We start from the raw sequence: 26,182 nt of genomic DNA on the forward strand, positions 1-26,182 counted from the left end.
TTGACTACGGGGAAGGCTTAGTCGGCGTCGAAGCGGCTTCCGCCCGGCCCTCAAGCCGGCCCACCCGGTTGACCAAGTCCATAACGACTTCAGTCAGCTGGGCGAAACCCCTTTGAGTTTCTTCTCGAAGCAGGGCGATGTCGGCGCGTCGACCTCGATCCAGATAGAGCATCAGGGTGATGCTTACCCCCAGCAGGGCGAGTATGGCTTGGTCCATGAGGTTCTCCTCATTCCATTGAGACGGATTGCTGGGGGAAGATTGAGCAGATTGTAACGCGGCCTACGGCGTGTGCGGCAACGGCCGCGGGGAGGGTAGAGGTCGGCAAGACGAGCAGGTTGTCATAGGAGTAGGCTGCGGAGCGCCAAGTGGGCCGAATGGATAGACATCTCTGGAGGGGAACGATGACGAGACGACTGACCCGCACATTGGGGCTGCTGGCCGCACTGTTTTCGGTGCTGGCCCTGGTAGCTGCCGGCTGCGGCAACGATGATGATGGTGATGAATCGGCTGTTGATCCAGCATTGTTGGAGACCTTTGATGCCGACGACGACGGCACCCTTACCATTGGGGTTGCCGCCGCTGGACCTCGCGACGACCAGGGCTATTACCAGTCGCTAGTGGACTTTGCCGAAAACTTCTCAGCCGAAAACGGATTCGCTCCGCCGATCGTGAGCGATAACATCGGCGCGGCTGAGGCTGCCCAAGCCATGTCCGACCTGGCAGAGCAAGGGGTGGACGTAATCTTGGTTGGGGCTAGTGAGATCGCCGAGCCCCTGGCCGACCTCACTGAGCAATATCCCAACATCTTCTGGTACTGCAACTGCGGGGCCGGGTTCCCGGAGATTCCCGGTTTGGCCCAGGCCACTGACTGGGGGGCGCCAATCCACTACACCGCCGGTGTGGCCATGGGAGCGGCTCTGGCCGATCACGGCGGCGACACAACGGTGTTCCTGGGTTGTTGCGACCTGAATTTCGAACAGGAGGCCTACAACGCCACCGTGGCCGGCCTCCAGTCGGTCGATCCGTCGTACACCATGGAGTATGTAGCCACTGGTGGCTTCCCGTTCGACTTCGACAACTCGGCCAACGCCACCGCGGCGCTCACCAACGCCATTGCTGAAGGCGCCACCCTGGCCTACGCCTATTTGGGCGGGGCGCTGAACCCGGTCGGCCAATTGGCCACCGAGGAGGGCATCGCCGTGTTTGCGGCTGGTCCCGCCGATATCTGCTCCCGCGATGACGGAATCGACTGGACGGGCGCCATCGTGTTCGACGGCGGGTTATATGCCCAGCAGGCGCTGCCCCGCATCATCTCTGGAGATCTGACCGAGGGCGCTACCTATCAGTTCCCGACCGAGCAAGGTCTCAACGGCGGCGAGCTGTGTGATCCCTCCGCAGAGGCAACGGCGATGCTGGCCGACGCCTTCGAAGCGGTCGCCACCGACGGCGAACTGCTGGGCGTGCTCGGAGGAATCTCCGGAGCAGCCTACGGCGGCGGGTGATTGACCCGACGACCGAATTGATGGGCGCCGGGGGAAATGGCCCTTCGGCGCCCGCGGTCGAGTTAACGGGGATAACCAAGCGCTTCGGCGGAATTGTTGCTTGCGACCAGGTTGACCTAGTCCTGCACCGGGGGCGCATCCACGGCATCCTGGGAGAAAACGGAGCGGGCAAGTCCACTCTCATGAAGGTGCTCATCGGCTTGGCACTGCCTGATGCCGGTGCCATTCGCATCGATGGTCAACCCCGAACCATTCACGATCCGCTAGACGCGGCTTCCTTGGGTATCGCCATGGTCCACCAGCACTTCAGCCTGGTGGACCAGCTCACCGTTTGGGAGAACGTCGCTCTGGGCGAAGGTGGGCGGCTCAGTTCATCTGAGGTGCGCGACCGGGTTACAGCCATCAGCGAGCAGTACGGCTTGGAGATCGAACCCGAAGCCCGGGTGGGCGACCTCACCGCCGGACTGCGCCAACGGGTGGAGATCATCAAGTGCCTTCGCCGCGACCCCCACATCCTGGTGTTTGACGAGCCCACCTCAGTGCTCACCCCCGAAGAGTCGGAGCAGCTCTTCAGCACGCTGCGCGAAGTGGTGGCTACCGAGGGGCGGGCCGTGGTGTTGGTCAGCCACAAGTTGGATGAGGTTCTTCACGCAACCGATGAGATCACCATCATGCGCCAAGGCCGAGTAGTGGCTCGAGTGCCCACTGAGCAAGCAGATGCCCGAAGCCTGGCCCGGGCCATGGTGGGCCGGGAGGTTTCGCTTCGGTCTGAGCGGGCCGCCTTCGGCCTGGCGGAGGTGGACGACGCAGGTTTGGAATCAGTGCCTGTCAGCCCCACTGAACAGGGAACTGCATCGCCGGCCTTGGACTCAGCTGGATCAGTGCTGCGGATCGAAGGAGCCGCGGTACGAGGCCGTGGTGGGGCAGTGCTGCTGGATGACTTCAGCCTGGATCTAAGGGCAGGGGAGATCGTGGGCGTGGCCGGGGTAGAGGGCAATGGCCAGCGGACCCTGGGCGATGTGTTGTCCAGCTTGGTCCCGCTTAACGCCGGTCGGGTGGTGGTGAACGGCGTTGAAGTACCAGCCGGTTCGCCTGGGGCCATGGCCAAGGCCGGGGTGGCGGTGATACCCGAAGACCGCCATGACTCCGGCGTGGTGCTGGACATGACCGTGGCCGAGAACCTGCTCATGGTCAACCCAAACCGGGTAGCCCGGCATGGGGTCATGGACAAGCGGCGAATGGTTGAGATGGCCCAGCAATTGATAGAAGAATTCGACATAGGGTGTTCTGGACCCGACGCCCCGTTGTGGTCGCTGTCGGGTGGCAATCAACAGAGGGTGGTTCTGGCCCGGGAGTTGGTGGCTGAGCCCCACATACTGGTGGCGGCCCAGCCCACCCGGGGATTGGATGTAGGGGCCATCGAGTACATGACTGATCGGTTGCGCCAAACCGCGGCCGACGGCGTTGCCGTGCTGCTGATCTCCAGCGAGCTGGAGGAGATCTTGGATCTGAGCAACCGGATCGTGGTGATGTCCCGCGGCCGGATCGTCGGCGAACTCTCTCGCGCCTACGCCAACCTCGAAACCCTCGGGCTTCTGATGGGTGGTAGCGAGGTATGACGAAGGGAGCGCGCTTAGCGGAGTGGGTGGCCATGTATGTCGCCAGCATCGTCGCTGCCTTGGTTCTGGCCAGTGTGATCATCGAGACCACCGGGGGCGACTGGTGGCCGGTGATGGAAGCCCTGGTGGACGGCAGCATCATGGCGCCTGGCCGCTGGGGGGAGACTTTGGGAGTCGCCGTCCCCCTGTTGCTGGTGGCCCTCGGTACCGTGATTTCAGCCAAGGCCGGCTTGATCAACATCGGCCAAGAGGGCCAGCTTCTTATAGGGGCGGCATTCGCGGTCTATTTCAGCTTTCTCATCGGTGGTCCTGGTCCCCTGAACCTGGTGATCATAATGCTGTTCGGCGCCTTGGGCGGTGCGGTGTGGGCTTCGGTGGCCGGTCTACTGCGCTTTTGGCGGGGGGTGCCCGAGGTCTTGAGCACGTTGTTGCTGGTGACCGTCTCTGCCCAGGCAATCGGTTATGGGTTGAAGCAGGACTGGCTGCTCTTGGCCCCAGGAGGAGACCGGGGCAATCGCAACCAGGTGAGCTCGCAGCTTGCTGACGACAACCGAATTCCGCGCCCCGATATCTTTGGCAACGAATTCCCCATCACGGTTTATCTGGCCTTGGCCATGGCCCTGATGGTGGCCTATGTGCTGGCCCGCACGGTGTGGGGGTTTCGGCTCCGGATGCTGGGGCACAACGCTCGAGCCGCCCAGCGAGCCGGGGTGTCCTCCACCGCCTACGGGGCATCCGCATTGGCCATCGGCGGAGCATTCGCCGGTTTGGCTGGGGCGGCCATGTTCGCGGGTGGGGGCTTCTCCTTCGGCAACTTCCAGTTGGTGCCCGGGTTCTCTGACAACATCGGCTGGACCGGGCTGCTGGTCGCCCTGGTGGCCCGGGAGCGCGCCTTGCCTGCGGTGGTGGCCGCGTTCGTGTTCGCCGGATTGCGAACCGGAGCGGGCTTCGTGAATAGCACCGGAGTGGAGAGCCGGATAACTGACGTTGTGCAGGGCCTGTTGGTGCTGGCCTTGCTAGTGCCCCCGGCGGTGATCTTCCTGCGGGATCGGCGTCGAGCCCGAGCGGCGGCCACCGAGAGGGTGTGATGTTGTGCTGATTGACTTCTTCTCTGCGGTGGGCGATGTTCTGTCCAGCGAGTCCACCTATATCAACGGGGCGCTGTTTGCGGCACTGCTGGCCTTTGCCGCCACCGGGGAGTGGGTAGCCGAAAAGTCGGGGACCCTGAACATCTCGGTGGAGGCGATGCTATTGAGCGGGGCCTTCGCGGGAGCCCTCGGCTATCACTTCACCGACTCGGTGGCGGTGGCCATAGTCTTCGGCGCCATCGGCGGGTTGCTCATATCCATCGTGCAAGCCGAGATGAGCCATCGTTTGACCGCTGATCAGTTCGTGGTCGGCCTTACCCTCAATATCTTGGTGTTCGGGTTGGCTGGGTTTTTGGATCGGGAGATCGATCCCCAAGCGGCCTTCGCCTCGAAGTTGGAGATCCCCCTGTTGGTGGACATCCCCCTATTCGGTGAGGCGCTATTCGGAGAGCCGTGGCCGTTCTATATCCTGTATGGGTTGGTGCCGTTCTCGTGGTGGCTCGTGTTTCGCACCCGATGGGGCCTGGAGCTTCGAGCCGCGGGAGAGAACCCCCAGTCGGCCGATGTGAGCGGAATCGACGTGAACCGCCGCCGTCGCCAGTCCATCTACTATGCCGGACTCACCTCGGGACTGGGCGGGGCGTTCTTCTTGTTTGCCCGGCTGGCTGCTTTTGATGATTCCATCATCGGGGGACGGGGATTCATCGCCATCGCCGCAGTGATCTTCGGCGGCTGGACCTTGTGGGGGACCATGGGAGGGTGCATCCTGTTTGCCGGCGCCCTGTCGTTCCAGCTTTCACTACAAGGCTTGGGCTACGAGCTTAACGCCGAGCTGTTGCAGGGGCTGCCCTTCCTAGTGACCATCGGGGCCATGGCCATTTTCGCCCGTCGGGTGAGGCCTCCCGCCGCCTTAGCCCAACCGTTCATCCGCGGGCTGAAATGATCTGATTGCTCTGGGATCTGGACGATGGCGTTAGTGGCGAACATGTTGACTCATTAGTGATGAGGCAAATAGACTGTTCTCGTGTCAAAACGCCTGCAAGTGTTGCTGGACGAACAGGAGTATGTTGAGTTTCAGGGGATTGCCCGCAAGCAGAGGATGACACTGGCGGAGTGGGTGAGGCAGGCTTTACGCGAGGCGAAGAGCGGCCAAACCGGGACCATGGAGGCGAAGCTGCGAGTGATCGCTGAGGCGTCAAGATACCGGTTTCCCTCTGCGGATATTGAGGTGATGCTGGATGAGATAGACGCGGGGCGGGGACTGGATTGATCTTTGTCGACTCCAACGTACCCATGTACTTGGTGGGTGCAGAGCACCCGAACAAAGACAGGGCTGTGGCGGTGTTGACCCAGCTGGTGAGGGAGGGCGAGCACTTCATCACAGACGTAGAGGTGTATCAGGAGATCCTCCACCGATATTGCGCCATACGGCGCAAAGAGGCCATTGATGCAGCTTTCGAGAGTTTGGATGGCCTGGTCGATGAAGTGTTGAGTATCGATTTGCCGGCAGTTCGTGCTGCCCGAGAGATGCTGAGGACAGCGTCAGGTTTGTCGGCACGCGGCGCACTGCACGCCGCGGTGATGCGGGAGGCCGGGTCCCGCCGCATATTCAGCTTTGACGGCGGCTTTGACGCAATTGAATGGATCGAGCGATTGAAGTGAGGGTGCGGCGATGAAGGCGATGCGATACCTCGAGCCCGGTGGCCCTGAGGTGCTCCGCTACGAGGAGGTGCCCGACCCCGAGCCGGGACCGGTGGACGTGGTGGTGGACGTGGTGGCTGCTGCGCTCAATCGGCTAGATGTGGTGCAGCGCAATGGCTGGTTTGCCATGCCCGGTTTTACCCTGCCTCATATCGCGGGCATGGACGTGGCCGGGGTGGTGTCGGAGGTGGGCGCTGAGGTCGACGGGGTGGCCGTGGGCGACCGTGTGGTGGTGGACCCGTCGCTGGCCGGGGTGGACGACCGCTCCAAGCTGGGGGGACGGGGCGACCTGTACGGTGAGCTGGGCATCATCGGCGGCACCGTCGACGGGGGCTACGCCGAGCGGTGCCTGGTGCCGGTGTCCCACATCTACCCAGTGCCCCACGCCATGTCGCTGGAGACCGCGGCCACTTTCCCAACTTGCTGGTTGACCGCCGCCCATGCGCTGTTCGATGTGGGCGGGCTGAGCGCGGGGGAGACGGTTATGATCCACGCCGCCGGCTCGGGGGTGTCGGTGGCTGGCATCCAGTTGGCCGTGAACGCCGGAGCCACTGTTTTGGCCACTGCGGGCTCCGACGAAAAGTGCGAGCGGGCCTTGGAGCTAGGGGCCGCCCATGTGCTGAACAACCGAACCGGCGACGTCGCTGGGTGGGCCCGGGAGCTGACATCTGGAGCTGGGGTAGACATGGTGTTCGACCATGTGGGCACCGCCCTGTTCGGCCCGTCGCTGTTCGCCCTGGGCAACAGGGGTCGGTTGGTGAACTGCGGCAACTCCTCGGGCGACGAGGCGGTGATTCCGTCGCTGGGCTACGTATTCCACTCCGGCATCAAGATTCTGGGATCAGACCCCTACCGTCCCGAGGAATTCGGCCCGGCTTGGGCCACCTTCTGCGGCAACAGCTTCATCGCCGCGGTCGACTCGGTGTTCGACTTGGCCGACGCCGCCGACGCCCAGGCCAAGATGCTGGCCAGCGACTTCTTCGGCAAGATCCTGCTGAAGCCCTGAACAGGGTCGATGGAGTCCGGGAGAACGAGTGGCTGATTCTCCGTATCCCGAGCTGAAGAAATCCCATGTTCCCGAGCGGGTAGGCCGCCCCTGGACCGACCACAAGCCCCCGACGTCAGCCCCGGTGTGGGAAGTCATCGGCGGCTTCGGATCGTTCCACGTGCTGGTGGCCGCCTTGGAGCTGGGCGTGTTCGACGCCCTGTCCGACCGGGGCGCCAACCCCGGCATCCCGCCGGAAGTGACCGCGCCCGAGCTGGCCGATGAGCTGGGAGTGTCGGCTCCCCACCTGGAATCGCTGCTTGACTCTCTGGCGGTGCTCGGGCTTCTGGAGCGGGTAGGCGGACGGTATGGCCTGAACGACACCGCGGCCCGCTATCTCACCACCGACGGCGCGGCGTCGATGGCCTCGCTGGTCCCGGTGGCCCCCGGCCCACTGGACAACTGGTCGAGGCTGGCCGACACCATCCGGGCCGGCAGCCCCGCCGAGCCGATCGACGACAACCCGGCCGATTTCTACCGACCCCTCGTCGAGGGCACCTTTACCACAATGCTCCGAGCCGCCACCCGAGCCGACCTCCAAGTGCGCTACAGCGCCATGGACAGACCCCAGGTGCTGGACCTGGGAGCAGGCGGAGCCCCATGGGCCATCGCCATACTCAAGGCCTGCCCCGACGCCACCGCAGTAATCAACGACTTAGACGGAGTAATCGACATAGCCCGCCGCACCACCGTCGAGCACGGTGTGGCCGACCGCTGCCAGTTCCGCCCCGGCAACTTCCATACCATCGACATCGAGCCCGAGTCCTACGACATCGTGGTGTTAGGCCACGTCTGCCGCACCGAGGGCCCCAACGGCGCCCGCCGCCTCATCGCCAGAGCACACGAGGCCCTGTGCCCCGAAGGCCGCCTGCTATTAGCCGACTACTTCATAGCCCCCGAACCCCAATGGAGCCCCCACAGCGTCCTAATGGCCATGACCATGATGGCCAGCACCGTCCACGGCTTCCCCATAGCTGCATCCCAGGTCGCCACCTGGCTGCAAGAGGCTGGCTTCCAATCCCTCCGCCTAATAGAACCCATAGGCCACCAATACGCCTATGTCGCCACAAAACCCAGAAACTCCCAACAAGAGCGGGTTCCCTGATGGATAGCAACGCAAGGGCGGCGGCTCCCCTCCCCGGGAACGGGAGACAAGGTGGGGCGGTGGGTGGCCCGGCTCAGGGCGCCCGCCGCCCGGACCCCGCGGAGGACGGCGGGCTGGGCCGGGACAGGCCCCGCCGCCCCGCCGGACCAGCGCCAACACCCGAGACCAGGAGCCGCCGCCCGGACGCGCGCCACCAACCCCCCCAATAAAGGAACACAATGACCGAACCCATCGACACCCTCATCAAAGCCTGGTACGTCGTCACCATGAACCCGACCCGCGACATCATTCAAAACGGTGCCGTAGCCATTAGAGGCAATCAGATAGTCGACGTAGGAAAAACATCCGATCTTGAGACCCGCTACCAAGCAGCCGAGACGGTGGGCGGCGACCGCTTTGTGGTCACCCCGGGGCTGGTCAACACGCACATCCACATCACCGGCGAGCCCCTCACCCGAGGCTATGTCCCCGACGACACTCCGTTCGAGGAGAACGTGTTCCAGTGGCTGTGCCCCCTTTACTCGGTGTACACCGCCGAGGAGGAGCGGCTGTCGGGACAGTTGGCCGCGGTGGAGATGCTCAAGTCGGGCACCACTTGCTTTCTGGAGGCGGGCACTATCCGGTTCGTCGACGAGGTGGTGGACGGCCTCGACGAGGCCGGCATCCGGGGCCGGATCGGCAAGTGGGTGTGGGATCTGCCGCCAGAGCCCAGCGTGTACCGCCAAGACACCGATGAGGCCATAGCCAACCTTCGAGACACCGTCGAGCGGTTCAAAGGCGCCGCCGGGGGCCGGCTGGGGGCGTGGTCGATGGTGGTGGGCCACACCACCTGCTCCGACCCCCTGTGGCAAGCGGCTCGGGCCGCGGCCGACGAGTTCGATGTAGGGCTGAGCTTCCATATGTCACCGGCCCGGCTCGACCCCGACACCTTCATTGCCGCCTTCGGCCAGCGGCCTATGGTGCATCTCGGTGAGCTGGGGGTTCTGGGCGACGACACCTCCATCACCCACTGCGTACACGTTGACGAACAGGAGATCGGTCTTCTAGCCGGGGCCGGTTCGTCGGTGGTCCACTGTCCCACCACCGCGCTGAAGGTGAGCTACGGCGTGACCCAGATCGGCAAGATCCCCGAGATGGTCACCGCCGGGGTGAACGTGAGCCTGGGCACCGACGGCAACAACGCCTCCAACTATTCCGATTTGATGCGGGCCACCTATCTGGTGGCCGGGCTGTTCAAAGACGCCCGCATGGATCCCCAGATGTTCCCGGCCGAGAAGGCCTACGAGATGGCCACCCTGGGCGGCGCTCGCACCATGTTGATGGACGATCAGATCGGCTCGCTGGAGCCGGGCAAGCTGGCCGATGTGGTGCTGCACGACACCGACCGTCCCGAGTGGCGGCCGCTGTTGAACGTGATGAACCAGCTCGTGTGGTCAGCCGACGGCCGGGGGGTTCACACCGTGTTCGTGGACGGCAAAAGGGTGGTGGAAGCTGGCCGCATGACCACCATCGACGAGGACACCTTTTACACTCGTTGCCAGCAGGCCGGCGAGGCCGTGGTTGCCCGCTCAGGTCTCCCCGACAAGGCCAAGTTCCCTATCTGGTAATGGGGAGGCCAAGAGCCTGCTCAGGAATACAGATCCCGCTTGATGATCTTGCCGGCAGCGTTGCGGGGGAGGGGTGTGGGGCGGATTTCCCAGAGGCTGGGCACCTTGTAGGGGGCCAGCACCTCTAGGCACCACTGGGCCAGGTGGTCGGGGACTACCGAGGCGTTGTCGGTGAGCACCACCACGGCCTTTACCTCTTGGCCCATCTCGGGGTGGTCCACGCCGAACACCGCTGATTCGGCCACCGATGGGTGGGCGTCGAGGCGGTATTCGATCTCGATGGGATAGATGTTCTCAGCATTGCGCAGGATCATGTCCCGGGCCCGCGAGTTGATGTAGAGGTAGCCGTCGTCGTCGAAACGGCCGATGTCGCCGGTGTTGAGCCATCGGTCGTCATCGATGGTCGCCGCGGTGGCCTCGGGGTCGTTCCAGTAGCAGAGCATGGTGTAGGCGCTGCGGCACCAGATCTCGCCCTCTTGCCCGGTGGGCAGCGCCTGGCCGTCGGGGCCGCGGATCTCGGTTTCGAAGCCGATGGCCACCCGACCGCAGGAGGTGGGCCGCTCCCGGTACTCGGAGCCGCCGATGGTGGCGACCACCGCCACCGACTCCGAAGACCCGTAGCCCATGCCCACCGCGGGCGCGGCGTTGGGAAAGGCTTGGCGCATCATGTCTTGCACCGCGGGGCTGGCCGGGGCGCCGCCGAAGCCCACGTTGACGATGCTGGAGGTGTCGAATTCCCCGAAGCGGGGGTGGTTCACCAGCCGCGAGCCGATGCTGCCCAAAGCAGCGAAGGCGGTGACCCCCTCGTCTTGGATGAGCTGAAGCACGGCATCGGGTTCGAAGCGGCCCCGGCGGTACACGATCTTGCCCCCGGTCACCATGCTGATAAGCGTGGAGCCGTACAGCCCCGAAACATGGAACAACGGCGAGGTACCCAACGTGACCGCCTGGGCCGGCGGGCTGGGGGCTGAGCCGTCGTCGGCCGGAGGATTGGTGCGCATTTCAGCGAACACCCGTACCGCGCCGTTCATCATGGTGGACTGCACGAAGCCGATCAGCCCCCGATGGGTGGCCACCGCTCCCTTGGGGCGGCCGGTGGTGCCGCTGGTGAACAAGATGACCGCCGGATCCTCCTCGGCCAACGCAACATCGATGCTGTCCAGGGTGGCTCCGACGCCAGAGGCGGTGAAATCAGCCCAGTCATCCTCGATCACCAGGCACGGAGCATTGGTTTGGCCTTTGCCGGATCGCTCCAATCGGGGGCGGTCGGCGATCACCAGCGCGGGCTCGCTCAGCGAGGTGGCATAGTCCACCTCGTCTGCGGTCCACCAGCCGTTGTAAGCCGACACGATGGCCCCGATGCTGGTGGCGGCGAAGAACGACACCACCCACTCGGGGCAGTTGGCCGCAAAGATGGCCACCCGGTCGCCGTGGCCGATGCCCCGCTGTTGCAGGGCCGCGGCGGCTGCTGCCACCTGGGCAATGAAACCGTCGAAGGTGAGCCGCTGCTGTTCCAGCACCAGAAACTCCCGGTCGCTGAAGTTGGCCGTGTTGGCCACCATCTCCCGCAGTGAGCGCATCCGGCTGGTGAACACCTCTGCTGGCTGTCCCAGAACCTCTTCGGTGGTCAGCTCGAAAAGCCCGCCCGGCCCGGTCAGCTCCTGAATCACGTCCTCGCGAACACCCACGGCCCTGAACCCTAATCAGTTATGGCGCCAACTCACCGGTCGCACATCGGCTTCGACGGGTTGGATCACGGGCTGAAGCTCTATCGTGGCCCCATGACTGAGGTTGTAATTGTCGAGGCCGTTCGCTCCCCAGTGGGCAAGCGAAACGGCGGTTTGTCCTCTGTCCATCCCACCTCGCTGCTCAGCCAGGTGCAGTCGGCCGCGGTGGAGCGGTCGGGCATTGATCCCGCGGCCATCGGCCAGGTGGTGGGCGGCTGCGTCGACCAGATCGGCGCCCAGGCCATGAACGTGACCCGCACCGCCTGGCTCACCGCCGGGCTGCCGGAGGAAACGGCGTGCAGCACGGTGGACTCCCAATGCGGCTCGTCGCAGCACGCGGTAAACCTGGCCTACAGCCTGGTGAAGTCCGGGGTGGAAGACGCCGTGCTGGCCTGCGGGGTGGAGAGCATGAGCATCGTGCCCATCGGGGCGAACGCGTCGGCCGACGGCGTGGGCCGCCCGGTGACCCGGGACTACTTCGCCCACTACGAGTTCACCTCCCAGTTCGAGGGGGCCGAGCGGATGGCCGACAAGTGGGGCATCACCCGGGAGGACTGCGACCGTTTCGGCTTCGCTTCGCAGCAGCGGGCGGCTCGGGCTTGGGCGGAGGGCCGATTCGAAACCCAGATTGTGCCCATCGAGGCCCCAGTGCTGGATGAGGACGGCAAAAAGACCGATGAGATGGTCACCGTGAGCACCGACGAGGGCATGCGGGAGACCACCCTGGAGGGATTGGCCTCGCTCAAGCCGGTGGCCCGGCCCGACGGCGTGCATACCGCGGGGTCGTCGTCACAGATCTCCGACGGGGCCGGAGCAGTGCTGATGACCACAGCCAATCGGGCCGAGGAGCTCGGCCTCACCCCGAGAGCCCGGGTGGTGGAGACCTGCCTGGTGGGGTGCGACCCGGTGCTGATGCTGGAGGGGCCGATCCCGGCCACTCACCGGCTGCTGGAGCGCGCCGGACTGGCCATGAAGGACATCGACGTGGTGGAGATCAACGAGGCCTTCGCCTCGGTGGTGCTGTGCTGGGCCGCTGAACTAGAGCCCGACATGGAGCGGGTGAACCCCAACGGCGGCGCCATAGCCCTAGGCCATCCACTTGGCGGCACCGGCTCGATCCTGGTCACCAAGGCCCTCCACGAGCTGGAGCGCACCGACGGCCAGTGGGGATTGATCACCATGTGCTGCGGTGGCGGCCTGGGCACGGGCACGCTTATCGAAAGGGTCTAGCCCTCCGGCACCCCCGACCAGCGCGAATAGCGCTGGTCGAGGGTGGTCGAGAGAGCTACTTCACGAGCACGCGCTGGTTTCGGTGGACCAGGTAGCGCTATCGCGGTCGATGTCGCTCCAGGGACCGGTGCCGTGGGAGTTGACGGCTTGGACCCGCACTCCGTATTGAGTACCGCAGGCGAGGTTGCCAATTGTGAGGTTGGTGGTGCCAGCTGCGGTCGTGCCAGCACTGCTCCAGCCGGAAGTACAGCTATACGTATGGGTAATGGTGCCACTGACGGTACGTTCGGTCTCCCTGGCGGTACACCGCTGGACGTTGTAGCCAGTGATGTCCGATGCACCGATGGCGTCGGGCGGGGACCAACTGACCGTCACCTCGTTAGCTCCTCCTGAGATGCCCACGCTGGTGGGAGCGCCGGGTCTGCCGGTGGGAGTAACCGACTTTTGAGCCCAGATGCTTTCGCCGGCTGAAGTGTGGGTACGGATCTGCACGTCGTATCTGCGGCCGACGATGAGGCCGGTGATGTCGGTGGAAGTAACCGTATCGAAGTAGTGGAAACTCCAGTTGCCGCCGCTGGAACGGTATTGCACGGTGTAGCCGGTGATGCCCCCGTCCGAGCCTCCATCATTCTCGGGCGCAATCCACGCTACGCCCAGGTTGACCAAGCCACCTTGGTAGGTCTCGGTGATTTGGATGTCGTCGGGGTCGGGTCGGTCAGGCCGGGTGGCCGGTACGGCCGTTACTGATGAGGAATAGCTGCTGTCTCCTTCGCTATTAGTGGCGCTGACAGTGAACATGTATTCGTTGCCGTTGGTGAGGCCGGAGATGGTGTAGGAAGTGCCACTGGTGGTGTAGGTGTTATTGGCGCTACCGCTGTCGCAGCGGTGGTTGCCCGTGAGGCCGCTCGTGCATTCAATGGTGTAGCGGGTGATGCGTGCCCCGTTGGCCTCGGGTGCGGTCCAACTCAGCCGAACCTGGCGGTTTCCGGCAGTGGCGGTGGGGGCGTTGGGAGGCTCAGGGGCGAGGGGGGGGTTGGTAGTAGCGAAGCTGCCGGCTTCAACGTCGCTCCATTCGCCGTTTCCGTGGACATTGACTGCGCGAACTCGCACGCTGTAGCTAGTTCTGCCGGTGAGACCGGTGATGGTGTAGCTGGTGGAGTCGGTATCGAAGTCGTAGTCAGCCACCGTGCGCCACGAGCTTCTACACGGATATGTAGTTGTATCGACTTGGTTGACAGTTACGGTTCTCTCCCTCGCGGTACACCACTGGAGGTCGTAGTCGGTGATGTCCGATGCACCTCGATCGGGCGCGGACCAGATGGCGGTTATTCCGCCGCGGTCGACGCCGGAGAGTGTCACAGGATCGGGCTTGGCCGGTGTGCCGGTCGGGTCGCTGGAGGCTTGGGCCCAATTGCTCTCGCCGACTGCGTTGTGGGATCGGATTTGCACGTAATACCGGGGGCCCACGGTGAGGCCTTGGATGGTGGTGGATGTGTCCGTGCCGAAATAGACGAAGCTCCAGTTGCCGCCACCGGCGCGGTATTGCACGGTGTAGCCGGTGATGTCCGTTCCACCATTGTCCTCCTTAGCGACCTCAATCCACTCGATGGCCAGGTTGACCCTGCCGTCTCCGGTGTAGGTCGGATCGATGTTGATGTCGCTGGGTCGGTCAGGACGGCTGGCTGGGGTGGCTTGTGCTTGGGTCGTGCCGCTGTTGTCGGCGCTGTTGGTGGCCCAGAGAGTGAACGTGTATTGGACGCCATTGGTGAGGCCAGAGATGGTGTAGGCGGTGCCAGAGGTGGTGTAGGTGTTGTTGGAGTTGGGGGTGCCATCGGAGCGAGTGCCGTCGCAGCGGTGGTTGCCCTGATTGCTGCTCGAGCATTCAATGGTGTAGCGGGTGATGCGGGCCCCGTTGGCCTCGGGTGCGGTCCAACTCAGCCGTATCTGGCGGTTTCCGGCGGCGGCGTTGAAGTCAGAGGGTGTGCCCGGGGGATCGGGGGGCAGGGTGGTGGCCGTGTAGGTGTTGCTCCACCCGCTGGTGCCGGCGGCGTTGGCGGCTTGGACCCGCACGCTGTAGGCGGTGTTGCCATTGAGTCCGGTAATGGTATGGGGGGTGCCGGTGGCCGCGCCCGCGTTGCTCCAGCCGCTAGAGCAACGCCATGTGCCGTCGTTCCTGGCCGCCGCGCTACACCGCTGGACGTTGTAGTGGCTTACGCCTGACACGGAGACTGGTGCAGTCCAAGCGGCTGTCAACTCGTCTCGCCCTATGGTCGTGATGGTCAAGTCGGTGGGTGTGCCGGGCAGGGTTGGCGTGGTGGCCGTACCGGTGGTGCTCCAGCCGCTTTCGCCGGCTCTGTTGGCGGCTCGGACCCGAACTCGATAGGTGGTGCCGCTGGACAGTCCGGTAAGGGTGGCGGTGGTGGCTGGCGGGTTTCCGGAGACGGTGGTGGATCGCCAACTCGTGCATCCCCCGGAGCAGAATTCGACGGTGTAGCTGGAAATGGGCGATCCACCAGAAGATGGGGCCGTCCATGTGACCAGTATGTTGCGGCCGCTGTTCGAAGCCCGGACATCGAAGGGGATGCGGGGGCGGGCGGCCGGCGTGGCGGCAACAGTGGCCCAAGCGCTGCTGCCTGCTCTATTGGAAGCTCTTACCCGGATGTCGTATGCGGTTCCGTTGGCTAGCCCGGAGATAGTCGTGGAGGTGCCCGAGACGGTGGTGTAGCGGGTCCAGGCACTGCTGCCGCAGTTGCCGGTGGCGATGGCGGTGCCACCGAGCCGGCATTCCACGGTGTAGGCGGTTATGGGCGCGCCGTTGGCGGACGGCGCGTTCCACCGCAGGGCGATTTGGCGGTCGTCGATCGAGGCCGCCAGACCAGAGGGGGTGCTCGGGGGGGTGGCGGCTGTGGTGGATGCGAATGTGGGGTTGCTCCACGAGCCGGTTCCGCGGCTATTGACCGCTTGGACCCGCACCCCGTAGGAGATGCTGCCGGTAAGGCCGGCGATGGTGTAGCTGGTGCCGGTGGCGCTGGCACTGCTCCAAGAGCCGGCGCAGACTTTGTTGGTGGCGGTACACCATTGGATGGTGTAGCCGGTGATGGCCGAGGCGCCGGTGGCGGTGGGCGCGGTCCAGGCCACGGTTAGCCGGTCGGGGCCGGTGCCGGTGAATTGCACGCTGGTCGGCAGACCGGGCCGGTCGCTCGGAGAGCTGGAGACACCGCTCCAGCCGCTGTCGCCGACACTGTTGGCGGCATTGACGCAAAGCCGGTAGGCGGTGCCGTTGGTGAGGTCTCCGATGGTGATGGAGGTGTTCGAGGTGGTGCGGGCGGTCCAGGTGCTGATCGAGTTGGGGGTCGGGCACGTGAAGGCGGCCGCCTTGTAGGCCACGGTGTAGCCGGTAATGGGTGCTCCGCCATTGTCAGCGGGCGCGGTCCAAGTGGCGGTGATTTGGCTGTCACCGGCGGTGGCTGAGATGTTGCCGGGCGCGCCGGGGGTGGTTGCGGGGGTGGCGGTGGTGCCGGTCCAGTCGCTGTCGCCCGCTTGGTTGGTGGCTTTGACGCACACGCGGTAGGCGGTGCCGTTGGCGAGGCCCGCGATCGTGGTGGTGGTCGTCGAGGTGGTGCGGGGGTTCCAAGTGCTGTCGACGTCGGTCGGGCAGGTGGTGGCTCCGGCCTGGTAGGCCACGGTGTAGGCGGTAATGGGTGCGCCTCCTTCGGAGGCGGGCGCGGTCCAAGTGGCGGTGATTTGGCTGTCACCGGCGGTGGCTGAGATGTTGCCGGGCGCGCCGGGGGTGGTTGCGGGGGTGGCGGTGGTGCCGGTCCAGTCGCTGTCGCCGACAGTGTTGGCGGCATTGACGCAAAGCCGGTAGGCGGTGCCGTTGGCGAGGTCTCCGATGGAGGCAGAGGTGGTCGAGATGGTGCGGACGGTCCAGCTGGCGTCGATAGTGGTCGGGCAGCCGCTGGTGGTGGCTTTGTAGGCCAGGGTGTAGACGGTGATGGGGGATCCTCCATCGGAGGCGGGCGCGGTCCAAGTGGCGGTGATTTGGCCGTCACCGGCGGTGGCTGAGATGTTGCCGGGAGCGCCCGGGGGGACGGCGCGCAAGGTGTTGGTCGCGGCCGAATCGAGGGCGAGGAAGCAGCCGATGCTGTCGTGGAATCCCCAGCTAAGGCGGGCCAGCACGGTTTGGCCGTCGGCGGTCTTGGCCACGTCTACCGGCTCTTCCCCGAACCTGTGGTGCTCAAAACAGCGCCTTGAGTCGTCGGTCTGGCCCTGAGGCAGGCTCGCTGGTGGGCCAGCGGCACGAAGGGTGGCCATTGCATCGTCGTCAAAGGCGAGGAAGCAGCCGATGCTGTCGTGGAATCCCCAGCTCACCTGGGCCAGCACGGTTTGGCCGTCGGCGGATTTGGCCACGTCCACCGGCTCGGCGCCAAAGAGGTGAATCTCCGAGCAACGCTCCGCTGCGCTCTGGTCGGCTGTTTGCGACTGCGCCGTCGCCCCTTGGGCGTTGACGGCGACGAGCACTGACGCAGCCAGCACGACTGCCAGCCCCAGTCCCAGACCCTGTCGGGACCATTTGGCGTCGAAAAAAGCTGGCCGTTCTGCAAGGAGCATGGGGAAAACTATATCCCAACCAGTCCCAACAGATGTCATGCCACAGGGGCGTACACGGGCGGAATATGACCTATCGTGGTCTCGCTATGGACACCGAGCTGGCCGACGAAATGGTCGGTGCTATCCGCACCTGGGTGGAACGAGAGGTGATTCCCAACGCCCCCGACCTCGAGCATGCCGACGAGTTTCCCGAGGCCATGTTCGCCCAAATGTGTGAGTTCGGCCTGTTCGGAGCCACCATTCCCGAGGTCTACGGCGGTCTGGGGCTGGATGTCACCACCTACGCCCGCATCATCGAGGAGCTGTCCCGAGGGTGGATGTCGCTGGCCGGCATCCTCAACACCCACAAGATCGCGGCCACCATGATCGGTCGCTATGGCACCGACGAGCAGCGGGAGCGCTTCTTGCCCCGTATGTGTGACGGTTCGGTACGGTCGGCCTTCTCGCTGTCGGAGCCCGATGCGGGCAGCGACACCCGCAACATCCGCTGCCGGGCGGTGCCCGACGGCGACGAGTGGATCGTCAACGGCACCAAGATGTGGGTGACCAACGGCCTGAGGGCCCAGATGGTGATGCTTTTGGCTCGCACCCCCGACGACCGCATCACCTGCTTCATCGTGGAGAAGGCGCCGGGCCCAGGAGCCGACGGGCTCACCGTTTCGCGCACCATCCCCAAGCTGGGTTACAAGGGTGTGGAGACGGTGGAGATGGCTTACGCCGATTTCCGGGTGCCCGACGCCAACGTGCTCGGCGGCCCCGACGGGGTGGGCCACGGGCTGCGCTATGCCCTCTCAGCGCTGGAGCTGGGGCGGATCAACATCGCTGCCCGGGCCGTGGGGGTGGCCCAGGCCGCGCTCGACGCCGCCATGAGATACGCCCAGGAGCGGGAGACATTCGGTCGGCCCATCTACGACCACCAGGCCATCGGATTCAAGCTGGCCGAGATGGCCACCAAGCTCCACGCCGCCCGCCTGATGACTTACGACGCCGCCCGCCGCTACGATTCCGGGGAGCGCATCGACCTCGAAGCGGGCATGGCCAAGCTGTTCGCCTCCGAGGCCGCCTTCGAGATCGCCTCCGACGCGTTGCGCATCCACGGAGGCAACGGGTACACCGAGGAGTATCCGGTGGAGCGCTACTTCCGGGATACGCCCCTTATGATCATCGGGGAGGGAACCAGCGAGATCCAAAAGATGGTGATCGCCCGCCACCTCCGCGATCGGTACTCCTGAGAGGACGAGAGGTGGCCGAGGTTTCTGAAGATCAGCTTCGCCAAAAAGTGCGGGACCTGTTGGACGAGGTGGACCCCGCCGAGGCGACGCAGTACGAGTTTCGGGGTGCCCAATTCGATCGGGGCCTTTCCCGGGTCGACTTTCCCGTAGGCAAAGGAGGGCTCGGCCTTTCCCCCAAGGCCCAGACCGTAGTGGAAGAGGAGCTGCGCGGCGGCAGTCGCTATTGGCACGACCTGCACGTCAACCCCATCGGCATCGGGATGGGCGCTCCCACCGTTTTGGCCCATGGAACCGAGGAGATGCACCACCGTCTGCTGCGGCCGTTGTTCACGGGCGAGGAGATCTGGTGCCAGATGTTCAGCGAGCCTGGCGCGGGCTCCGACGTGGCCGGTTTGGCCACCCGAGCCGACCTTGACGGCGACGAATGGGTGGTCAACGGCCAAAAGGTGTGGACCTCGCTGGCCCATCGGTCTCGCTGGGGGATGCTGGTGGCTCGCTCTGAACCTGATGCTCCCAAGCACCGGGGCCTCACCTATTTCGTGGTGGACATGACCCTTCCCGGAGTGGAGGTGCGCCCTCTCTACCAGATCACCGGCGAAGCCGAATTCAACGAGGTTTTCTTCAACGACGTCCGAATCTCCGACTCCATGCGGCTAGGGCAGCCCGGACAGGGTTGGAATGTGGCCATCACCACGCTGATGAACGAGCGGGTGGCACTGGGCGGGGGGGTCCCCACCCGGGGCAGTGGGCTTATCGGCGTCTTGGTGTCGGCCTGGGAGGAAATTCAGGGTCAAGCCGACGGCCAGGGAGCAGCAGAAGCGGTTCGCCGCCAGGTGCTGCGGGATCGGGTAGTACGGTTGTGGGCTGAGGCCGAGGTGTTGCGGCTCACCAATTGGCGGGCCCGGACGCAGGCTTCGGTGGGCACGCCCGGTCCTGAGGGGTCAGTGGGCAAGGCGGTGTCGGCCGAGTTGAACCAGCGCATCTACGAATGCCTAATCGACGTGATGGGGTCGCCGGCGATGCTCTTCCCCCAGGGCTATCCCATGAAAAGGCCCGACCTTTCAGATGGTGCTTCTCATCGGGACGCACCTCCGGTCAAGGGCTTCTTGCGGTCGCGGGCCAACACCATCGAGGGGGGCACCTCAGAGGTGATGCGCAACATTCTGGGCGAGCGGGTGCTGGGCTTGCCCAAAGAGCCCGGTGTCGACAAGAACACCCCGTGGAGTGAGATTCCCCGCAACTGAAAGGGAGCGCCAATGGTTGATGCTCAGCACATGCGCAGCGTGATGGAGGGCTACGCCGCCGCGGTGAGCGCTGGCGATGTGGAGGCGATTCTGTCGTTCTACGCCGACAACGGGTCGTGCCAGGTGCCGGTGGGCGGTCCGGTGCAAGAGGGGATCGATGCCGTCCGGGCGTTCTACGAGGGCAATGAGCTGGCCGAAACCCTGGTGCTGACCGGGCCGGTACGGGTAGCAGGCAACGAGGCAGCCGCTCCGATGGTGGCCCAAGTGTGTTTCGACGGGGTGAACTACGAGCTCGACGTGGTGGATGTGGCCGAATTCAACGAAGACGGCCTGCTGACCTCGCTGCGGGCGTTTTACTCGCTCGAAGACCTGCGTGTCGTCTGATTCGGGGCCGCCGGGGCCGCCGACTGAGGAACAGCCCTCGCCCGGGGGGCTGTCGCCCAACCGGCGGAAATTGTTGCGATGGCTGCTGTGGCTGGTTGCGCTGGGGCTGCTGGTGGGCTGGGGCCTCACTTGGGCGCTGGACTCGCCGCCGCGGCCGGTATTGGCTGAGCGCAACCACATCCGAAGGGCGGCGGTACACGTCAGCGGGATGGCCTGCGGGCAGTTCACCGAGGGAAGCGGGTTCATGGTCGAACCCGGCTTGGTGCTCACCAACGCCCATGTGGTGGCCGGGGTCGAGCAGATTACGGTGAGCGCGGCCGAGGGCGGATCGGAGATCGGCGTGCTGGTGGGATTCGACCCCGGTCGGGACATCGCCGCCGTGCGGATTCCCAGCTTGAGACGCACCTCGGACATGTCCTTGATCACCTCAGTCGGACTGGCCTCGGTGGGTGCGAGGGCCGCCGATGTGGGCGATGTGGCCACGGTCGACTCCGACGACGGGTTGGAGTTCGTGCCCTTCGAGGTGACTCGCAGGATCTTGGCCACGGGCCGCGACTTCTACGCCCAGGAGACAGAAGGCCGCGATGTGCTCGAGATTCGCTCGCTGTTGGCCGCGGGTGACTCCGGCGCGGCGCTGGTGAACGCCGACGGCGAGGTAGTGGGCATGGTGTTCGCCGTCGCCCGGGGCCAACCTGACCAGGGGTACGCCCTCGATCGCAACGAGATCGCCGACTTCTGGGCGGGGATCGACGGAACCCCCCTCCCGACCCCGCCCTGCCGGACGCGCTAGGGGCTAGTCTCAGTCGATGCCTGTGGACTTGGACAACCTGCTATCCCCGTCGCACACCGCAGTGGTAACCATGGAGTGCCAGCGGGGAGTGATCGGCGATATGGCTTCGATGGGCGGTTTACGGGATGTGATGCTCGACCGGGGGGCCATCGACGCCGGGGCCCGGCTGTGCGCCGACGCCAGGGCGGCCGGGGTGCCGGTAGTGCACTGCCTGGCCCACTTCAGAGAAGACAGGGCGGGGAGCGTGGCCAACTGCCGGATGCTGGCGGCGTCGGCCAAGATGAGCGAGCAAAACGGGGGGCTGCTGATCGGGTCGGAGTCGGCCGAGGTCATTCAAGAATTCGATCCCCAGCCATCTGACATCGAGATAGCCCGCTGGCACGGCATGTCGCCGTTCATGGGCACTTCGCTCGACCAGACCCTGCGCAACCTGGGGGTGACCACGATGGTGGCCGCCGGGGTGTCGCTGAACGTGGGGGTGATGGGGCTGGTGATCAACGCTGTCGATCTGGGTTATCAGGTGGTGCTGGCCGGCGACGCGGTGGCCGGCATCCCGGCCGATTACGGCGACGCAGTGATGGACAACACCATGGCCTTTCTCACCACCATGCTCACCGTGGACGACATCGTGGCCCGATGGGCATGACCGAAGGCTCGGCCACAGCAGATAGAAACAAAGCCGTGGTGGAGCGGTTGGTGCGCGACATCGTGAACGGCGGACAGGTGGAGCTGCTCGACGAGGTTCTAGCCGATGACTTCACAGCTCACGGCGTGGGTCCGGCCCCGTCTGGTCCCGATGGGATGCGCCGGCTGATCGCCACATGGCGCACGGCGTTCCCCGACTGGCAGGACCACATCGAAGAGATCGTGGCCGAAGGCGACTTGGTGGTGATCAAGATCGCTGCTCAGGGCACTCACTCCGGCCCCTTGCTGGGCATCGAGCCCACCGGCGAGGCCGTGGAGTGGGGGATGATCGAGATGGTGCGCCTCGCCGACGGCAAGATCACCGAGCAGTGGGGCTACTCCGATTTCTCCGAGGTGGTCCGCCACCTTCGCAAAGTGGCAGCATCTCAATCCGAACTACAAACCGACTAGGGAGTTTGACCATGGCCGATCTTTCACCGGTGCCCGACTACGCCGGGCTCATGCGGCTCGACAACAAGGGCTTCATCGTTCTCGGTGCTGGGCAGGGCATGGGCCGCCAGTCCTCCCACGCCCTGGCCCAAATGGGGGCCAAGGTGTTCTGCGTCGACCTCGAATCAGAGCGGGCCGAGCAGGTGGCCACCGAGGTGGACGGCATTCCCTGGACCTCCGACATCACCAAGCGAGACGACGTGCAGGCCCTGGTAGACGAAGCGGGTCGGACCATGGGATCGATCGATGGGATCGTTGACATCGTGGGCGTGTCCGGATGGTCCGAGGTGCTGGAAATCGACGATGAGGAGTGGGACTGGCAGTTCGACATGGTGCTGCGCCACGCCTATCTCATCTCCCAGATCGGCGGTCGGGCCATGAAGGAGACCGGCGGGGGCACGATGGTGTTCATCGCCTCGGTCAGCGGGCTAACTGCTGCGCCCAACCATGCCCACTATGGGGCGGCCAAGGCGGGATTGATGGCATGGATGCAATCGGTGTCAATCGAGTTGGCCCCATACGGGATCCGGGCCAACTGCGTAGCGCCAGGCACGATCCTGACCCCCCGCATGGAAGCGCTGTTCGACGAGGAGCGTAGGGCGATCAACAACGCCGCCGTGCCGATGGGCCACATGGGCGTGCCCTCGGACATCGCCGGTGCGGTGCTGTTCTTGTCCGCACCGATCTCCAACTTCATTTCGGGCCGCACATTGGTGGTGGACGGGGGAGTCGACGCAGACTTCCCGTACGATCCAATGTAGCTACACTGTTCCGATGGCAGATGAGGTGAACGAGCCGGAGAATCGGATCGTCGTCGGAGTAGAGGGTTCGGGCGGTGCCCGAGCCGCATTGCGCTGGGCCATCAAGGAAGCTCGGCATAGAAATGCCTATGTGGACGTGGTTACCGCCTACTCCACCACCTACGTACCGGCCTCTCCCGACTTCAACTACGTACCGCTGGATCCAATCGACCTCGAAGCTGAGGTCAAGCGGATGCAAGACAGCATTATCGACGAGGTGCTGGCCGAGGTGGACGCCGAAGGGGTGGAGATCAGGCGCCGCATGATCAGGGGCCGGGCGGCCGACACCCTTATCGCCGAGTCTGACAACGCCGCCATGCTGGTAGTGGGCTCAAGAGGCCGAGGCGGTTTCCGAGGCCTGCTTCTAGGCTCGGTCAGCCAGCAAATCGCCCAACACGGAAGCTGCCCCGTAGTAATAGTCCGCCCCGACCTCCCAATCTAGGTCGCCCATAGCTTCACGATGACTTTGCCCCAGGTTTGGCGTTGGTAGATGGCATCTAGGGCGGCGGGGACATCGTCGAAGGCATAAGGGGGGAATACGGGGGGATTGAGGCGGCCTTGTTCGAGGAGGGCGAAGATTTTCTGGCGGGCTATTTCTGACGGCTCGGGGTTGCGGCCCACCGAGGCGCCCCAGTGGACGCCAACCACTGCGTAGTTCTTCAACAGGATGTGGTTGGTGGGGGCGTCGGCGATTCGGCCGCTGGTGAAGCCGATCACCAGTAGCCGGCCGTCCCAGGCCATGCACCGCCTGGAGCGATCGAACACGTCGCCGCCTACCGGGTCGAAGCACACGTCAACTCCTTGGCCATCGGTGTGGGCTCGCACCAGATCGACGAAGTCGGGGGTCTCCTGGTAGTCGATGGCCAGGTCCACTCCCATGTCCTTCAGCAGGGCAGTCTTCTCCGGCCCGCCGGCGGTGGCGATGATCTTGGCGCCCGCGATCTGACCTAGCTGCACCGCGGCTGAGCCCACGCCGCCCATTCCGGCGTGAACCAGCAGCGTCTCCCCTTCGGCTAGTTGCCCTCGGTCGTGGAGGGCGAACCACGAGGTGCCGTAGTTCACCAGCGCGGCGGCCGCCGCGCCTGCCGACACTTGTTCTGCCAGCTTGTGGGCACCGCTGGCCCGCAGAGCGGTCTGCTCGGACAGCGATCCGCCGCCTATGCCCACCACTCGGTCGCCCACCGACAAGTGATCTACGCCGTTGCCCACCTCTCGCACACGGCCCACCACTTCGGTACACGGTGACCACGGCAGCTTGGTCTCCATTTGATAGAGGCCCCGGGCCATGAGGCAGTCTACGAATGTGAGGCCGACGGCTTCGGTGTCCACCACGATCTGGTCGGAATCGGCCACCGGCGTATCGACTTCCTCCAATTGGAGCAATTCGGCCGGGTCGCCCAGCTCGTGCTGTCGCCAGATCCGCATCAGCCCTGCCCTCCGTCTGCACCAGTCCCGGCCGCGGCTGGGCGATCCACTACCGACTTGATGCTCTCTAAGGCCCGCTGCTTGAACTCCTGGACCGAGCCGACGTTGCCGGCCAGGGCCTGGTATTCCGACATGGTGCGGATGGCGTTGCGGGTCCCCATGGCCTCCATGCCCCGGTGCACGCTGCGCTTGTTGATCTGCTGGAGGTCGGACGGAACCCGGGCCACCCGCTGGGCCATCTCCAGCACCCGTTCTTCTAACTCGGCCTCGGGGTAGGCCCGGTTGGCGAAGCCCATGGCTGCTGCCTCCGCGCCCGAGTAGGAATCACCCGTGAGCATCATCTCCATGGCGTTGCGGAACCCCACCAGCCAGGGGTGGTAGTTGAAATCAGGCGGGCTCAGCACCCGCACCACCGGGTGGCCGATGTCGGCGTTGTCGGCCACGTAAACCAGGTCGCAGGCCGCGGCCAGCTCCGATGCACCGGCAAGGGCATAGCCGTGGATCTGGGCGATGACCGGTTTGGCCAGCTCCCAAATGGCCAGCCAGCTATCGGTCACATGGCGAGACCACTGTCCGTCGCCGCCAGCGGTGTAATGGGGCGGATCGTCCATGAGCGAGTCGGACAGGTCGTAGCCCGAGGAGAAGCAGGGACCGGCCCCTCGGATGATCGACACCCGCACGTCGTTGTCGACATCGGCGGCTTGAAGGGCGGCCAACAGCTCCTTTCGCATGGGGGTGCTGATGGCGTTGCGCTTCTCCGGGCGGTTCAGGGTGATCCGCTGGACATGCGGAGCGGGATCGTCGATCAGGATTAGCTGGTAGCTCATGGCCCGACCCTATAACGACCGGTGCCCCGGACCAGAAGGCCCGGGGCACCGAGAGTATTGATCTGTTAGCGGTGTTACTGGATGCGCAGCCTGCGGCTGAGGCCGAGCACCATCGCACCGGCGAGCACCACGGCTAGAGCAACGATAGCCAACAGCGGCGTGTTAGCACCAGTTTCAGCCAGCATTTCGTCGTCGCCCATGTCGTCGCCCATGTCGTCGCCCATGTCGTCGCCCATGTCGTCGCCCATGTCGTCGCCCATGTCGTCGCCCATGTCGTCGCCCATGTCGTCGCCCATGTCGTCGCCGCCCATGTCGTCGCCGCCCATGTCGTCGCCCATGTCGTCGCCCATGTCGTCGCCCATGTCGTCGCCCATGTCGTCGCCCATGTCGTCGCCGCCCATGTCGTCGCCGCCCATGTCGTCGCCGCCCATGTCGTCGCCGCCCATGTCGTCGCCGCCCATGTCGTCGCCGCCCATGTCGTCGCCGCCCATGTCGTCGCCGCCCATGTCGTCGCCGCCCATGTCGTCGCCCATGTCGTCGCCGCCCATGTCGTCGCCGCCCATGTCGTCGCCGCCCATGTCGTCGCCCATGTCGTCGTCGCCCATGTCGTCGTCGCCCATGTCGTCGCCCATGTCGTCGCCCATGTCGTCGTCGCCCACGGTCAGCAGTGTATTTGCGGTTTCTCCATTGGGGACTCCTGCTCCGATGAATATGCCCTGGGCGGGAACATCCACTGTCATCGTGGCTTCGAAGCTCCCATCAGCCACTGCGACATTTGCAACCAGGGATGCCATGATCAGATTGCCAGCTCCTAGACCGCAATGGGCATCTGTGTCGATCTCAGAGGGATCCATATCCTCGGAAAAACTGCATGCAACAGCTGAGACTGAGTCCACCGTGAATCCGGAGCCAGTCACGGTGATTTCTGCCTCGCCGGCTTCTGAAACGCTTGAGGGACTCAGCGTCACAGTAGGCCCGTCTTGCGCTGAGGCGGCGCTTGCCCCCACCCAGGCGACCAGCGCCAGTGCCATCGTTGCGAACACCAATTTGGTCTTGGTCATGATCGTTACTCCTTTGGCTGTGCGACGCAGCAGCCCCTACTCGTATAGG

At 64.9% G+C, this 26,182-nt stretch carries 24 protein-coding genes; 18 read left to right on the forward strand and 6 right to left on the reverse strand.

The features are described from left to right. Positions 1-4: 4 nt before the first annotated feature. Positions 5-217, reverse strand: a complete 213-nt coding sequence (locus ACOOGG_RS12615; protein WP_420435551.1) for a hypothetical protein — start codon at positions 215-217, stop codon at positions 5-7. Positions 218-402: 185 nt separating this feature from the next. Between ACOOGG_RS12615 and ACOOGG_RS12620 the strand changes: the two genes are divergently transcribed. From ACOOGG_RS12620 to ACOOGG_RS12660, 9 genes are all read left to right on the forward strand, one after another. Continuing rightward, on the forward strand, positions 403-1,503 hold the full coding sequence (locus ACOOGG_RS12620) for a BMP family ABC transporter substrate-binding protein (RefSeq protein WP_420435553.1): 1,101 nt from the start codon (positions 403-405) through the stop codon (positions 1,501-1,503). Beyond that, positions 1,500-3,122 (forward strand): ABC transporter ATP-binding protein, encoded by a 1,623-nt coding sequence (locus ACOOGG_RS12625; protein WP_420435555.1) that lies wholly within the window; start codon positions 1,500-1,502, stop codon positions 3,120-3,122. Before ACOOGG_RS12620 ends, ACOOGG_RS12625 begins: the two co-directional genes overlap by 4 nt. Next, positions 3,119-4,210 carry an ABC transporter permease gene (locus ACOOGG_RS12630; protein ID WP_420435557.1) on the forward strand — a complete coding sequence of 364 codons (1,092 nt, stop codon included), beginning with the start codon at positions 3,119-3,121 and terminating at the stop codon, positions 4,208-4,210. Before ACOOGG_RS12625 ends, ACOOGG_RS12630 begins: the two co-directional genes overlap by 4 nt. Before the next feature lie 4 nt (positions 4,211-4,214). Further along, the gene (locus ACOOGG_RS12635) at positions 4,215-5,153 is read left to right on the forward strand and encodes an ABC transporter permease (RefSeq protein WP_420435559.1); all 939 of its coding nucleotides are present in this window, start codon (positions 4,215-4,217) and stop codon (positions 5,151-5,153) included. 81 nt (positions 5,154-5,234) lie between these two features. Then, positions 5,235-5,480, forward strand: a complete 246-nt coding sequence (locus tag ACOOGG_RS12640) for an antitoxin (protein WP_420435561.1) — start codon at positions 5,235-5,237, stop codon at positions 5,478-5,480. After that, entirely contained in the window at positions 5,477-5,872 is a 396-nt protein-coding gene (locus ACOOGG_RS12645) for a type II toxin-antitoxin system VapC family toxin (protein ID WP_420435563.1), read from the forward strand. Before ACOOGG_RS12640 ends, ACOOGG_RS12645 begins: the two co-directional genes overlap by 4 nt. Positions 5,873-5,882: 10 nt before the next feature. Next, positions 5,883-6,917, forward strand: a complete 1,035-nt coding sequence (locus ACOOGG_RS12650; protein WP_420435565.1) for a zinc-binding dehydrogenase — start codon at positions 5,883-5,885, stop codon at positions 6,915-6,917. A gap of 28 nt (positions 6,918-6,945) precedes the next feature. After that, positions 6,946-8,061, forward strand: coding sequence for a methyltransferase family protein (locus ACOOGG_RS12655; RefSeq protein WP_420435567.1), 1,116 nt, complete (start codon positions 6,946-6,948; stop codon positions 8,059-8,061). Between the two features lie 218 nt (positions 8,062-8,279). Beyond that, complete coding sequence (locus ACOOGG_RS12660; RefSeq protein ID WP_420435569.1) at positions 8,280-9,668, forward strand: amidohydrolase family protein; 1,389 nt, start codon at positions 8,280-8,282, stop codon at positions 9,666-9,668. Positions 9,669-9,688: 20 nt separating this feature from the next. Here the strand turns inward: ACOOGG_RS12660 and ACOOGG_RS12665 are convergent, their stop codons facing one another. Further along, positions 9,689-11,356: a class I adenylate-forming enzyme family protein gene (locus ACOOGG_RS12665; RefSeq protein ID WP_420435571.1), complete on the reverse strand. Its 1,668-nt coding sequence runs from the start codon at positions 11,354-11,356 to the stop codon at positions 9,689-9,691. Between the two features lie 93 nt (positions 11,357-11,449). On the opposite strand from ACOOGG_RS12665, the gene ACOOGG_RS12670 reads away from it, so the two are divergent. After that, complete coding sequence (locus tag ACOOGG_RS12670; RefSeq protein ID WP_420435573.1) at positions 11,450-12,625, forward strand: steroid 3-ketoacyl-CoA thiolase; 1,176 nt, start codon at positions 11,450-11,452, stop codon at positions 12,623-12,625. Between the two features lie 60 nt (positions 12,626-12,685). On the opposite strand, the gene ACOOGG_RS12675 is transcribed toward ACOOGG_RS12670, so the two are convergent. After that, positions 12,686-17,236 carry a fibronectin type III domain-containing protein gene (locus ACOOGG_RS12675; protein ID WP_420435575.1) on the reverse strand — a complete coding sequence of 1,517 codons (4,551 nt, stop codon included), beginning with the start codon at positions 17,234-17,236 and terminating at the stop codon, positions 12,686-12,688. Between the two features lie 86 nt (positions 17,237-17,322). Between ACOOGG_RS12675 and ACOOGG_RS12680 the strand changes: the two genes are divergently transcribed. The 8 genes from ACOOGG_RS12680 to ACOOGG_RS12715 are packed head-to-tail and all read left to right on the forward strand — an operon-like array spanning position 17,323 to position 23,262. Further along, positions 17,323-18,468, forward strand: coding sequence for an acyl-CoA dehydrogenase family protein (locus tag ACOOGG_RS12680; RefSeq protein ID WP_420435577.1), 1,146 nt, complete (start codon positions 17,323-17,325; stop codon positions 18,466-18,468). Positions 18,469-18,479: 11 nt separating this feature from the next. Then, positions 18,480-19,712, forward strand: a complete 1,233-nt coding sequence (locus ACOOGG_RS12685) for an acyl-CoA dehydrogenase family protein (RefSeq protein ID WP_420435579.1) — start codon at positions 18,480-18,482, stop codon at positions 19,710-19,712. Between the two features lie 12 nt (positions 19,713-19,724). Continuing rightward, positions 19,725-20,096, forward strand: a complete 372-nt coding sequence (locus tag ACOOGG_RS12690; RefSeq protein ID WP_420435581.1) for a nuclear transport factor 2 family protein — start codon at positions 19,725-19,727, stop codon at positions 20,094-20,096. After that, complete coding sequence (locus ACOOGG_RS12695) at positions 20,086-20,886, forward strand: trypsin-like peptidase domain-containing protein (protein WP_420435582.1); 801 nt, start codon at positions 20,086-20,088, stop codon at positions 20,884-20,886. Before ACOOGG_RS12690 ends, ACOOGG_RS12695 begins: the two co-directional genes overlap by 11 nt. A gap of 16 nt (positions 20,887-20,902) precedes the next feature. After that, on the forward strand, positions 20,903-21,532 hold the full coding sequence (locus ACOOGG_RS12700; protein WP_420435584.1) for a cysteine hydrolase: 630 nt from the start codon (positions 20,903-20,905) through the stop codon (positions 21,530-21,532). Continuing rightward, a complete protein-coding gene (locus tag ACOOGG_RS12705; RefSeq protein WP_420435586.1) occupies positions 21,523-21,981 on the forward strand; it encodes an ester cyclase in 459 nt (152 codons plus the stop codon). Before ACOOGG_RS12700 ends, ACOOGG_RS12705 begins: the two co-directional genes overlap by 10 nt. A gap of 11 nt (positions 21,982-21,992) precedes the next feature. Further along, positions 21,993-22,781, forward strand: coding sequence for an SDR family NAD(P)-dependent oxidoreductase (locus ACOOGG_RS12710; RefSeq protein ID WP_420435588.1), 789 nt, complete (start codon positions 21,993-21,995; stop codon positions 22,779-22,781). A gap of 13 nt (positions 22,782-22,794) precedes the next feature. Then, positions 22,795-23,262 carry a universal stress protein gene (locus ACOOGG_RS12715; protein WP_420435590.1) on the forward strand — a complete coding sequence of 156 codons (468 nt, stop codon included), beginning with the start codon at positions 22,795-22,797 and terminating at the stop codon, positions 23,260-23,262. Here the strand turns inward: ACOOGG_RS12715 and ACOOGG_RS12720 are convergent. From ACOOGG_RS12720 to ACOOGG_RS12730, 3 genes are all read right to left on the reverse strand, one after another. Further along, a complete protein-coding gene (locus ACOOGG_RS12720) occupies positions 23,259-24,245 on the reverse strand; it encodes an NADPH:quinone oxidoreductase family protein (protein WP_420435592.1) in 987 nt (328 codons plus the stop codon). The two genes, ACOOGG_RS12715 and ACOOGG_RS12720, sit on opposite strands and share 4 nt — an antisense overlap. Then, complete coding sequence (locus ACOOGG_RS12725) at positions 24,245-25,072, reverse strand: enoyl-CoA hydratase/isomerase family protein (RefSeq protein ID WP_420435594.1); 828 nt, start codon at positions 25,070-25,072, stop codon at positions 24,245-24,247. Before ACOOGG_RS12725 ends, ACOOGG_RS12720 begins: the two co-directional genes overlap by 1 nt. A gap of 74 nt (positions 25,073-25,146) precedes the next feature. Beyond that, complete coding sequence (locus tag ACOOGG_RS12730; RefSeq protein ID WP_420435596.1) at positions 25,147-26,133, reverse strand: hypothetical protein; 987 nt, start codon at positions 26,131-26,133, stop codon at positions 25,147-25,149. Positions 26,134-26,182: the final 49 nt, after the last annotated feature.

Origin of the sequence: Candidatus Poriferisocius sp. (assembly GCF_965214065.1) — a bacterium.
Taxonomy (GTDB): domain Bacteria; phylum Actinomycetota; class Acidimicrobiia; order Acidimicrobiales; family Bin134; genus Poriferisocius.

Excerpts from the sequence above, each read along its gene's own strand:
- ACOOGG_RS12620 (WP_420435553.1), top strand. The coding sequence starts at position 403 with ATGACGAGACGACTGACCCGCACATTGGGGCTGCTGGCCGCACTGTTT.
- ACOOGG_RS12720 (WP_420435592.1), bottom strand. The coding sequence starts at position 24,245 with ATGCGGATCTGGCGACAGCACGAGCTGGGCGACCCGGCCGAATTGCTC.
- ACOOGG_RS12690 (WP_420435581.1), top strand. The coding sequence starts at position 19,725 with ATGGTTGATGCTCAGCACATGCGCAGCGTGATGGAGGGCTACGCCGCC.
- ACOOGG_RS12615 (WP_420435551.1), bottom strand. The coding sequence starts at position 217 with ATGGACCAAGCCATACTCGCCCTGCTGGGGGTAAGCATCACCCTGATG.
- ACOOGG_RS12705 (WP_420435586.1), top strand. The coding sequence starts at position 21,523 with ATGGGCATGACCGAAGGCTCGGCCACAGCAGATAGAAACAAAGCCGTG.
- ACOOGG_RS12730 (WP_420435596.1), bottom strand. The coding sequence starts at position 26,133 with ATGACCAAGACCAAATTGGTGTTCGCAACGATGGCACTGGCGCTGGTC.
- ACOOGG_RS12700 (WP_420435584.1), top strand. The coding sequence starts at position 20,903 with ATGCCTGTGGACTTGGACAACCTGCTATCCCCGTCGCACACCGCAGTG.
- ACOOGG_RS12675 (WP_420435575.1), bottom strand. The coding sequence starts at position 17,236 with ATGCTCCTTGCAGAACGGCCAGCTTTTTTCGACGCCAAATGGTCCCGA.
- ACOOGG_RS12710 (WP_420435588.1), top strand. The coding sequence starts at position 21,993 with ATGGCCGATCTTTCACCGGTGCCCGACTACGCCGGGCTCATGCGGCTC.
- ACOOGG_RS12660 (WP_420435569.1), top strand. The coding sequence starts at position 8,280 with ATGACCGAACCCATCGACACCCTCATCAAAGCCTGGTACGTCGTCACC.
- ACOOGG_RS12670 (WP_420435573.1), top strand. The coding sequence starts at position 11,450 with ATGACTGAGGTTGTAATTGTCGAGGCCGTTCGCTCCCCAGTGGGCAAG.
- ACOOGG_RS12725 (WP_420435594.1), bottom strand. The coding sequence starts at position 25,072 with ATGAGCTACCAGCTAATCCTGATCGACGATCCCGCTCCGCATGTCCAG.
- ACOOGG_RS12650 (WP_420435565.1), top strand. The coding sequence starts at position 5,883 with ATGAAGGCGATGCGATACCTCGAGCCCGGTGGCCCTGAGGTGCTCCGC.
- ACOOGG_RS12715 (WP_420435590.1), top strand. The coding sequence starts at position 22,795 with ATGGCAGATGAGGTGAACGAGCCGGAGAATCGGATCGTCGTCGGAGTA.
- ACOOGG_RS12630 (WP_420435557.1), top strand. The coding sequence starts at position 3,119 with ATGACGAAGGGAGCGCGCTTAGCGGAGTGGGTGGCCATGTATGTCGCC.
- ACOOGG_RS12680 (WP_420435577.1), top strand. The coding sequence starts at position 17,323 with ATGGACACCGAGCTGGCCGACGAAATGGTCGGTGCTATCCGCACCTGG.